Annotated in this window: 10 protein-coding genes and 1 riboswitch; of the genes, 7 read left to right on the top strand and 3 right to left on the bottom strand. The window is 41.1% G+C overall.

The annotated features are described in order from the left end of the window. Positions 1–9: 9 nt before the first annotated feature. The 3 genes from gltS to BUB56_RS10965 form a co-directional block, all read right to left on the bottom strand. A complete protein-coding gene (gene gltS / locus BUB56_RS10955) occupies positions 10–1,242 on the bottom strand; it encodes a sodium/glutamate symporter (RefSeq protein ID WP_207650433.1) in 1,233 nt (410 codons plus the stop codon). A gap of 209 nt (positions 1,243–1,451) precedes the next feature. Further along, on the bottom strand, positions 1,452–2,807 hold the full coding sequence (locus tag BUB56_RS10960) for a sigma-54-dependent transcriptional regulator (RefSeq protein ID WP_190014413.1): 1,356 nt from the start codon (positions 2,805–2,807) through the stop codon (positions 1,452–1,454). Continuing rightward, positions 2,785–4,788 carry a transporter substrate-binding domain-containing protein gene (locus BUB56_RS10965; protein ID WP_190014416.1) on the bottom strand — a complete coding sequence of 668 codons (2,004 nt, stop codon included), beginning with the start codon at positions 4,786–4,788 and terminating at the stop codon, positions 2,785–2,787. The genes BUB56_RS10960 and BUB56_RS10965 overlap by 23 nt, the downstream gene beginning before the upstream one ends. Before the next feature lie 181 nt (positions 4,789–4,969). Between BUB56_RS10965 and BUB56_RS10970 the strand changes: the two genes are divergently transcribed. From BUB56_RS10970 to BUB56_RS11000, 7 genes are all read left to right on the top strand, one after another. Next, positions 4,970–5,326 (top strand): hypothetical protein, encoded by a 357-nt coding sequence (locus tag BUB56_RS10970; RefSeq protein ID WP_110941361.1) that lies wholly within the window; start codon positions 4,970–4,972, stop codon positions 5,324–5,326. Between the two features lie 95 nt (positions 5,327–5,421). Then, positions 5,422–6,321, top strand: coding sequence for a fumarylacetoacetate hydrolase family protein (locus tag BUB56_RS10975; RefSeq protein ID WP_110941370.1), 900 nt, complete (start codon positions 5,422–5,424; stop codon positions 6,319–6,321). Positions 6,322–6,392: 71 nt separating this feature from the next. Further along, positions 6,393–6,632 carry a YkoF family thiamine/hydroxymethylpyrimidine-binding protein gene (locus BUB56_RS10980; protein WP_110941362.1) on the top strand — a complete coding sequence of 80 codons (240 nt, stop codon included), beginning with the start codon at positions 6,393–6,395 and terminating at the stop codon, positions 6,630–6,632. Between the two features lie 153 nt (positions 6,633–6,785). Next, positions 6,786–7,022, top strand: coding sequence for a hypothetical protein (locus BUB56_RS10985; RefSeq protein WP_110941363.1), 237 nt, complete (start codon positions 6,786–6,788; stop codon positions 7,020–7,022). Between the two features lie 271 nt (positions 7,023–7,293). Then, complete coding sequence (locus tag BUB56_RS10990; RefSeq protein WP_110941364.1) at positions 7,294–8,499, top strand: putative DNA modification/repair radical SAM protein; 1,206 nt, start codon at positions 7,294–7,296, stop codon at positions 8,497–8,499. Continuing rightward, on the top strand, positions 8,483–9,256 hold the full coding sequence (locus tag BUB56_RS10995) for a DUF4130 domain-containing protein (protein ID WP_110941365.1): 774 nt from the start codon (positions 8,483–8,485) through the stop codon (positions 9,254–9,256). The genes BUB56_RS10990 and BUB56_RS10995 overlap by 17 nt, the downstream gene beginning before the upstream one ends. A gap of 86 nt (positions 9,257–9,342) precedes the next feature. Next, positions 9,343–10,827 carry a putative glycoside hydrolase gene (locus BUB56_RS11000; RefSeq protein WP_242946291.1) on the top strand — a complete coding sequence of 495 codons (1,485 nt, stop codon included), beginning with the start codon at positions 9,343–9,345 and terminating at the stop codon, positions 10,825–10,827. 103 nt (positions 10,828–10,930) lie between these two features. After that, positions 10,931–11,032: riboswitch (purine riboswitch) on the top strand. The last annotated feature ends 185 nt before the right edge of the window (positions 11,033–11,217 follow it).

The following is an 11,217-nucleotide window of genomic DNA, read 5'->3' on the forward strand; positions in this document are numbered from 1 at the left end:
TTCATTTAACTATTTTAATAAATTTATGAACCATACGATATTTGGCAGGGCAATTAAGTCAATCAGGAATGCCCCCACCAGCGGTACAATCATAAAAGCTCTAGGAGATGGCCCATACTTTTCTGTTACAGCGCCCATGTTGGCGATGGCATTTGGAGTAGCGCCTAAGCCGTGGCCAGCCATGCCCGCAGACATGATGGCAGCATCAAAGTTTTTACCCAAGAGCCTAAAGCAGATAAATATGGTAAATAGTATCATAAATGCTACCTGGGCTACTAGAATGACAAACATTGGGATAGCGAGGCCCAACAGCTCCCACAGTTTTAGCGTCATTAGTGCCATCGATAGGAAAATACCAAGGGATACATTTCCAATTAGATCAATGGTATATTGGTCCAGGTGAACAAGATGAATTCTATCGTTTAGGTTTCTAAATAGTACAGCCACAAACATAGCCCCCACATAGCCAGGAAGAACCTGACCTGTTACCTTCGCAAACCATCCGGCAGCCATGGCGCCAATGGTCATACAAACGGTGATTACAGCCATATGAATCATCATGGAATGGGAAGTTATTTTCGAAGTTTCCAAAGTTCCTGCGATTTGCTCAAATGTTTCAATGTTTTCCATGTCGGCGGTATCTGGTTTCAGCTGATGCTTATCGATTAGATAGCGGGCTATAGGACCACCGATAAGACCGCCTGAAATTAAACCAAAGGTAGCAGCTGCAACTGCCACAGTAGTTGCTCCTTGAACGCCTAGTGCTTCAACTGTAGGGCCAAAGGCTGCGGCGGCGCCATGACCGCCTTCCATGGATACAGCACCGGCCATGATTCCTAATAGAGGATGAATGCCTGTTAATTTAGCAAAGGCAACACCGATTACGTTTTGGGAAACAGCCAGGAAACCACATAAAAGCCAATAGATAATTAAAGGCAGACCGCCTTTTTTTACCAGTCCAAAGCTGGCGCCTAATCCAACAGTTGTAAAGAATGCAATCATAAAAGGGGATTGAAAAGTTGTTTCCATTTTGATCGTAACAATATTTCCCTGCTTCAGCACCAGTGCTAATACAGCAAATAAGAGGCCGCCAATTACCGGTGCGGGGATACAGAACTTTTCAAAAAAGCTGATCTTTTTTCTTAAGGAATAACCTAATAATAGCAATAGGATGGCAATGGCCAGGGTTGCGACCATGTCCATACTTAAGGTAAAAATGCCGTCAATCATTTCTGTTTTCAATGTAAACCCTCCTATATTTCGTGTATACCTGCCATGGCTATATCTAATAATAGCAAGGGTCATGCCAAAGGGTGAAAACATTTTCTTTTGAAAGGAAACATTGCAATTATGTCTCTAAGAACAAAGAAAGACTTATTTTTAAACTGCAGGGACTTTTAAAAATAAAAAAATGCCCTGCAAATTTTTACACAGTGGCAAATTTTGCAGGGTTAATGAATAGAATATTCTTTAATTTTATAACGCAGCGCTCTCTCGCTGATGCCTAGAATTTCCGCAGTTTTCTTCCGATTACCATCGTATTTTTTTAAGGTGGCAGCAAGGACCTTCCGCTCGATATTTTTCATGGAATCTCCCACTGGAATGGGAATGATATCATCATTAGGATTAAATGTATTTTCAGGCAATAGAAGCTCCTCAGGCAAATCTTCTAGGTCAATAAAATTATGATTGGCTAAGGCTACTGCACGTTCAATAATATTTTGAAGTTCCCGCACATTGCCGTCAAATTTATATTTTTCTATAATGTCCAAGGCTTTATGGGTGATTCCTTTGATGGTTTTGTCAAAGGCTACATTGTATTTTCTGATAAAAAAGTCTGCTAACTTTGGAATATCTTCCCGTCTTTCGCGGAGTGGAGGGATGTGAATATGAATTACGTTTAGCCGATAGAACAAGTCCATGCGAAAGGTATTTAACTTAATTTCCTCACGTAAATCCTTATTTGTAGCGGCAATCAGACGAACATCCACCTGTATTTCTTTACTGGTACCGATAGGACGAATTTTTTTATCTTGTATGACACGTAAAAGCTTTGTTTGCAGGTTTAAATCCATATCGCCAATTTCGTCGAGAAAAAGTGTGCCGCCATTAGATAACTCAATGATCCCTTTTTGATCTTCGAAAGCTCCTGTGAAGGCTCCTTTTTTAAAGCCAAATAATTCACTTTCCAATAGGGGACCGGGAATTGCAGAACAATTGATGATATGAAAAGGCTTATGCTGCCGTTTGCCACAGGTATGAATAGCCCTTGCCACCAATTCCTTACCCGTACCGCTTTCACCTGTAATGAGTACATTGCTGTCAATATCTTTGACCCGTTCAATCAGATCAAATATATGGGTTATCTTTTTCGAGGTGCCGATAATATTATAGCGGCCTTGGTTTAGATTTATCTGATCGGTGAGATACTTTATTCTGCTGTTTAGCGACATATATTCTTTTGCCTTTAGCAGCAGCAGATGCAGTTCATCGATATTGATCGGTTTAGATATATAGTAAAAAGCACCAGCCTTTATGGCTTCTACAGAGGACTCGATGGTTCCATAGGCTGTCATCATAATCACCATAATGTCAGGCTTTTGCGCTTTTATTTGCCTGAGCAACTGAATACCATCGCAATTACCCAGCCTAAGGTCTAATAATAGAATAGAAATATCCTGTTTTTGTAAAATCTGAAGTGCTTCTGTTTCGTTCTCTGCTGTAAAAATTTGATATTCATCCTCTAAGGCAAAGCTTAGGGAGGTGCAGATAGATGTTTCATCATCAATAATTAACAGCTTCTCCAAATTGATCCTCCTCCGGTCTTTTGAACTGAATCGTAAAGGTAGTTCCTTCATTTTTCATACTGTGAACCATAATTTCTGCTTCATTTTCAACCAGAAGCTGATAACACACAAACAAACCCAGACCTGTTCCTGTAGGCTTTGTTGTGAAGAAAGGATTATAGATTTTGCTGAAACTTTCGGGATCTATCCCGCAGCCATTATCCCGGATAGACAACAGTATATGCTGGGGTGTCTCCTTTAGGTCTAAAACAATTCTTTTTTCATTTTTATCAATACTCTCTATAGCATTTAATAGAACGTTAATCAGCACTTGGCGCAGATGATGCTTATCCATATAAATATGTATGTCCTGGGGGATGTTGTTGACGATTTGTATGTTTTCCTTTTCCATCTTATTTTGAAGTAATTGAATGACACCCTTTACAGCAGCAGGTAAGCAGAGTTTTTCTTTGAAAGGCTTTCGTGGCCGGGAATATTCTAAAAGATCATTAATCAATGTGTTAAGCCGGTCGATTTCCAGAGGAATATCCTTTGAAATCATTGCTCTAAACTTAGGATTGTCGTATTTTTTAGGGATAAGCTCAGCATAGGTTTTAATAGCGGTTAGAGGATTTCTGATTTCATGAGCGATACCTGAGATAAGATTTCCTAGAGACTGGAGCTTATCCTTTGTTTTAATATTATCCTGCATCCAACGTTCCTCTGTAACATCCCGGAAGGTTAAAATAACTTCTTCCTGCTCCGGATCAATACTGTGAAGCAAACTAATTTTGTAATTGAGGATGACTCTCATACCTTCAATCTGGAGCTCCTTTTCCTGATTTTTATCGGGAAAAGATTCAATATTCAGGATTTCCTGGATAGGAGTATTTATATATTGTTTATTGATCAGAGAGCCTTCTTCTAAGTGAAGAATATGGTGTGCCTGTTGATTTGCAAAAGTAATAAAGCCCTCTTGATTGATTGTTACAATGCCGCTAAAAATTTCGTTTAGAATTTTACTGCGGAAATCCCTTTCTTCCTGGATAAGCATATTTTTCCTGATAAGATTTTCATTTGCTTCTTGAATGTGACGGGTTTGTCGGTATACTTCTTTTTTTAGCAGGTGGTTCCAGCGATAAAAAATTGCTAGTGCAATAAGTGCGCATAATGCTGCAATCGCTGCACCTAATAGAAATCTGCGTACATACCAGCTGGGAAGCTGTGTGGGTTGGCCAAACCATTTTCTATAAATCCTATCATAGGTTCCATTGTTTTTAATTTCGCCAAGACTTTTGTTAAGTAGTTGAAGCGTGACAGCATCCCCTTTTTTTACTGCCATAGCATACTTCGTAGGGTTAAGGGTTTCGCTTGTCATTTTAATTTTATTTCTTACGCCCATTTGGTTCATTAGAAAGACGCCGGCTAATGTATTTCCGATGTATGCGTCTACTTCCTGATTAAGCAAGCGCTGCATTGCGTGCTGTTGATTATTGCAAAGAAAAATATTAATACCGTTAAGCTCCCTTAAATGGGACAGTACGACATCCCCCTGCTGTACGGCTACCTTTGACCCTGATAAGCTTTTAAAGCTATCTATGATTTCATTATCAATATTTACAAATATGGACTGCGAGTTTTCCAAATACTCTCTTGAAAAATCATAATATGTTTCACGGTCTTTTGTAATTTTCATGCCCTCGATCACATCCACCGTACCAAGCTTCAATGCCTCACAGGCTTCATGCCAATTCATAGGATAAAACTGCAATTCTACTCCGGCTTGCAGGGCAATGGCCCGCATAATATCTACGTTGAATCCGGTATAGTTGCCATTCTCATCTATATATTCATAAGGTGGGAAATTGTTATCTCCAGCGACCCTTAATATGTGGGTTTCAGATAAGGCCGATGTGGTATTGGTTTCTAGTGCAGGGAAGGATATAAAACCTGAAAGTACCACAGCGATAAAGAGTAATCCTATAAGGATCCCTTTCTTCATAGGAATAGCACCTCCTTTATGAAATACCGGATCTTGGAATACGTACAAAGTGCAAAATGAATAATCTTCTTTCATTTTACAATAGATCTAATGACTTTGCATCTCCGATTAAGCAAATAGGGCAGCAGCAGAGTAATAATTTAAAAACCCTCCGGATATATTGAGAAGGGAGGGATGCAGCATGGGAAAAAATAGAGCACAAATTGCATGGATTGCAGCAGCACTGATATTTGGCAATCTTTTGGGTTCTGTACTTACAGTGAGCTGGCTTAACTATAAATTGCGAAAGGATTCTGCAGTCATTGTCAGAGAAATTCTTATCAAAGAGAAGGATACGATTCTGTTCGAACTGAGACAGGGATTAGAAGATGAAGTGAATCGCATCATACAGCAGAAGAAGGATGAAATTACCAATGAAGTTCGAAGAATCATTGAAGCTACCCTGGAGAGCAAACAAAAGGAACTAAACAGACAGCTGGAGAAGGCTGTAGATGAGTATATTAAGCGAAAGCTGAAAAGCATTATCCCTATTGGGTGATAGACCCGGATAAAAAAATCATTTTTAAAAAGGAAATCATCTTTTTTCATAGAAGAATAATGAAAAGAACTGTAGAGAAGAGGGAGGAAACAGATATGTATTTTGCGACCTATCTGGAGAATGGAACAGAAAAAATTGGGGTTTTAAATAGGGCCAAAACAAGAATCATGGCATTGGAGAATACGGGACTGGAAAAAATATTGAACCCTTGTCCAAAGACGATGCTTGAATTTGTAGAGAATTTTAATGAGGAAGTTTTAGCCCATTTACAGGGGCTTACAGAGAAGGATTTTAACGGAAGCAGCGTAGAAGTGGATAAAATAAAGCTTTGCGCACCGATTCCTTATCCTAGGCGCAATATATTCTGCCTTGGGAAAAATTATTTGGATCATGCCAGGGAAGTAGGGACAGTTTTAGGAGATCAAAATGATATTCCAAAGGACCCGATTTATTTTAGCAAAGTGGCTTCGCCGGCTACAGGCCATGGGGATGTGATTGAATATACTGATGTGGTGACGCGTCTGGATTATGAAGTAGAACTGGCCCTTATCATCGGGAAAGAAGGCAAAAATATCCCTAGGGAAAAGGCAGAGGAATATATTTTTGGGTATACTATTTTAAATGATGTAAGTGAGCGGGGACTGCAAAAAAGACATGGACAGTGGCATAAAGGGAAAAGCCTGGACAGCTTTAGCCCAATGGGACCTTATCTTGTACATAAAAGTATGATACCTTTTCCCGTTGAACTGGAAATTTCCTGCAGCGTAAACGGAGAAGTCCGCCAGCAATCGAATACCAATAATTTGATCTTTGATATTCCCACCATTCTTTCAGACTTGTCTTTAGGAATGACCTTAAGGCCTGGGGATATCATTGCCACAGGAACACCTGCAGGTGTGGGAATGGGATTTACACCTTTTAAGTTCTTAAATCCCGGGGATGTGGTGTCTTGTACCATTGAAAAAATTGGAACCCTTACAAACCCGGTAAAATAAAAATATCTGGGATAAACTCCGGGCCACGTCTGCATACTATTAATGAAAAATAATAGAGGAGGAAATCGATTATGATTCATGCAGAAGTGGCCTTATATCCGCTGAAGACCAGTCATGCCAGTGAGGTCATTAACAGTTCTATTGATACTTTACGCAATCAGGGAGTACAGTATTCTGTAGGATCTATGGATACCCATATTCACGGATCTGAGGAACAGGTTTGGAGCAGTTTAAGAACCTTATTCGATACAGCCCAGCGTGCAGGAGAAGTCAGCATGGTGGTAACCATCACCAATGCGGCAGGACACTAAAATATGAGAGATGCTCAATGATTGAGCATCTTTTTTTCTTTATGAAAAAAATTCTTCCAATATTTTCAAAAAATAATTTTGAAAACTTTACATAGAACATATGTTCGTGATATAATAATAAAAACATATGTTCGAGAAAGCGGAGGGATATTTATGATTTCTCACGTCTTAAATTACAGCATGGACAGCGGGCTGCCCATTACCATTATCTATCAGGGTAAAGATGAGATCACAAAAAGAAAGATTAAGGTGTTGTCCTGGCAGGGAGATAGGATTCGCGCCTATTGCTGTCTTCGAAAGGAATGCAGAGTTTTTAGTATACAGGGGATTTTGGCTGCAGTGATCTATGATAGGAAGAGGGATTCTGGGTACAGCCAAGGATATCATTAAAGAGATTTGCCATTATTTCCGTAGGGACGACGACTCTGTCGTCCCGATAAACCAGCGGATGGACACGCAGGTCCATCCCTACGATAGGAAAAAAAGATAGATTTGAATATTTATTTAAATTTAGAAGCAGTGGCGGGTTTCCATGCCCGCCAGCCTAGGTGTATCGTGTAACGAGGGATAACAATATTACTTTTAGGATCCAGTATCTTGGATAGGAAAGTTAAATTTTTCAGTCACATATCAATAAATATCAGGAAAGGTGGAGATTCCTATGGAACTGCTGGAGAAGCTGGAGATATTGGGCACTGCTGCCAAATTTGATGTATGTGCCGCCTCCAGCTCCAATAAAAGATTTCAGGGTGCATCATTTGGTGCTGTTTCGCCTTCTGGAGTATGCCATTCCTTTACTCCTGACGGGCGGTGTATTTCTTTATTCAAGGTGCTGATGACCAATGAATGTGAACAGGACTGCGGTTACTGCCAAAACAATTGTTACCGGGATATTCCTAGAGCACGATTTACCCCTGATGAACTGGTCCAGCTTTTTGTACAGTTCTATACCAGAAACTATGTTGAAGGATTATTCTTGAGTTCGGGCATTCGTGCCTCTTCCAACAGAACCATGGAAGACATGCTGCAGGTGGTAGAACGTCTTAGAATCAAGCATCGGTTTGGAGGCTATATTCATCTGAAAATACTCCCAGGCTGTGAAGAAAGCATGATAGAAAAAGCGGTTGCCCTCTGTAACCGGGTATCGGTAAACATTGAAGTACCCAGTGACCGGCATATGGAAAAACTGAGCCGGAAAAAAGATTTTCAGCGGGATATTTTAGGGACCATTGGAAAAATCAGCAAACAGCTAAAGCATGACCGGCAGGTAACCCAAACCACACAATACGTAGTGGGCGCTGCAGGAGAAACAGACCGTGAGATTTTCGATTCCGTCAGCCAATTGTACCATACATATAATCTAAAAAGGGCCTATTATAGTGCTTATCAACCGATTGCACATCATTCAGCTGTTAAGAGGGACAATCTCTTAGTACGGGAAAACAGACTGTACCAAATGGACTTTTTAATGCGTCAGTACCAATTTAGAAGCGATGAGTTTATCTTCGAAAAAGACGGCAATCTAAATTATAAGGTAGATCCAAAGATGGCTTATGCCGTCAACAATATGCATCTTTTTCCCATAGATCTTCAGAGGGCTACAGAGGCTCAGCTTCTGAGAACCCCAGGGATTGGCCCTGCCTCCTGCAGGCGGATTTTGCAGATTAGAAAAAGTGTAAAGCTTACGGACTTGAAGCAGCTAAAGCATATGGGGGTGGTAGTGAAACGGGCGGCGCCTTTTATCCTGTTGAATGGCAAATCCTTTGGCAGGCTTGAGGATTTAACCAAAGGAGAAAGACCTCTGTATGAGCAGCTGACCATTGAGCAATTTATGAAGGAGACAATCCATTATGATTCGATACCATAACAATATGGGAAGTTTTTTTAAGGCATGTGTAGTGGCATGGCTCCTAGGGGACAGTCTCTGCAGTGAGGAAGAATGGAATACTACTTTGCTGCAATTTGCCCCGGCGACAGATGTTGCACAGTATTCATGGGAGGAAATACAGCATATGCTGCGGAAGCGGAACAGGGGCCAATGGATTTTTGACGGTCGGGGAAGTCGGCTAAAGCATTTACTGCTCTATGCACTTCGTCATCGGGAGGATAAAAAATACAGTATTTGCAAAAATGCTATTGATTATGGATTGCAGCATGGGATTGAAGGAATCCTTTACAAGACCACTGAGGAAGGAAAAGAACTCTATAGGCTTTACCGCAATGTATTTGGAGAGATCCACGCTATGTGCGGGCTTGTCCGGTTCGTGCCTTCGGGAAAAAATACACTGGCGGCTAAGGTGCAGCTGGAGCATGATACCATCGATTTCCTCATGGCTTACTTTCGACAGCGGTATCCCGACCAGGTGCTCATACTGGTAAGTGGAGGGATAGCCTATATTTGTGATGAAAGCGATGAAATCTATGAAGAAGAGGGGAGTCCCTTTGAAGAAGCCATTAAAAGCGATGATTTCGGGCAGTTTTGGGAGATTTATTACAAAGCTCAGTACATACAGGAACGGAAAAACCTGCGTCTTACTGCAAAGGTGATCCGAAAAAAATATTGGAATTGGCTCCAGGAAGGAAAACTGATCTTGGAAGAGGAGCAAAAGGATACCAGAAAATAGTAATATTTGCGTGGAATAAATTGTAGGAGTCTGTCGATGCCTCGTGATATAATGGAGATAAATTAGGGAAAGAGTGAGGTGTCTAAATGGACAAGAAAAAGATTTGGCTGATTGCAGTAATGGTCGTAATTGCCATTGGAAGCATCGTGATGTTTGGCAAGAATCTGGCGCCAACCACAAAGGCTGACCAAGCCAACAACGGGCAGCAACCTCAAGAACAGGGCGAGGCACCTGCTACCGATGAAGAACCGCAGGAGGAGCAACCGCCTCAGGAAGAACAAAATAGTGATGTGGTTTATATTAGTGCGAGTAAACTCAACATCCGGAAGGAAGCCGTAAAGAACGGTGAAATCGTTGACAGCCTGATGAAGGGAAGCGCTGTAAAGGTCATAGAGGAAAAGACCGATGAAAACAGCAGCCTGTGGTATAAGATCAGCTATGAGACTCCAAAGGGTGAGGTGAATGGCTGGATTGCCGCAGAGTTCACGGTGAAAGATCGTACGGAGCTGTTAAGTGAAAGCTTGAGAAAGCTGGATTATACGCCGCAGCAGAAAACCTTTGAGTATCCGAATAACCCAAGGGTAGAGGTAAGAGGTATTTACTTAACGAAGTATTCCGCATCCAACAGCCGATTGGATGAACTGATTGAAATGAGCAAGCGAACAAAAATCAATACCTTCGTCATTGATGTAAAAGATGATAAAGGACATATGCTTTTCAAGACGAAGGCCGCTGAGAAATATGCACCGGAGGCCAATGCAAAAGCCACCGTAAAGGATATTGAAGCCTTGGTGAAAAAATTGAAAGAGAACAATATCTATCTAATTGCTAGGATTGTATCTTTCAAGGATCCTACTTACACGACGCTTCATCCCGATAGAGCCATTATTTATAAGGATACGAAAAAACCTTTTACTAACAGTGACGGGTTAATCTGGGCTTCCGCTCACGATCGTGATTTGTGGGAGTATAATATTGAGGTATCGAAAGAAGCCGCTGCAGTAGGCTTTAATGAAATACAATTTGACTACGTACGATTCCCTGCATCCAATGGAGGCAAGCTGGACGCAAGCCTGGATTACCGTAATGTAAAGGGAGAAAGCAAGCCTGAAACCATTCAAAATTACTTGAAATATGCCCGTGAGCAATTGTCCCCGATGGGCGTGTATATTTCCGCCGATATTTACGGACTGGTAGGCTCCGTAGCCGATGATATGGCTTTAGGACAATACTGGGAAGCGGTCAGCAACATTGTAGACTACGTAAGTCCAATGATGTATCCGAGCCACTATGCCAATGGAACCTATGGTCTTTCCGTTCCCGATGCATTTCCTTATGAGACGGTATACCACAGCACTAAAGATTCAGTAGCGAGAAATAAGAATATCCAGACGCCGGCTGCGATTCGGCCTTGGATCCAGGATTTCACAGCCCCTTGGGTAAAGGGTTATATCAAATATGGCCCAAAACAGGTAGAAGATCAAATCCGGGCCATGGAGGAAAATGGTGTGACCGAGTTTATGCTTTGGAATGCAGGCAACAAGTATTCTGAGGAAGCACTGAAAAAATAACGAACAATGCGGCGGATCCATGATTCGCCGTATTTGTATTGAATTAATCTATGAAATTTTATGCATATGGTTGACAATAGGGACATAACCATATACAATAGGTATATTAAATGAATATGTCACTCATATAATCTTGGGAATAGGGCCCAAAAGTTTCTACCCGATAACCGTAAATTATCGGACTATGAGTGAAAATTGTTCGGGGAAAAAGGTTGTTTTTGAATATGCATTTTTTCAACCTTAAACCTAGTGTTTACAGTTTTCACCATAGTGAAGACGTAGCACTAGGTTTTTTTATATAATAGGAAAGTTCTGCTTTCCTATTATATAAAAAGAGGGGTTGTAGGGGATGAAATCCCCTGCCCGCATTCAGGAAGGTGCTCAGGCTGC

It is taken from the genome of Geosporobacter subterraneus DSM 17957 (assembly GCF_900142145.1).
Lineage (GTDB): Bacteria > Bacillota > Clostridia > Peptostreptococcales > Thermotaleaceae > Geosporobacter > Geosporobacter subterraneus.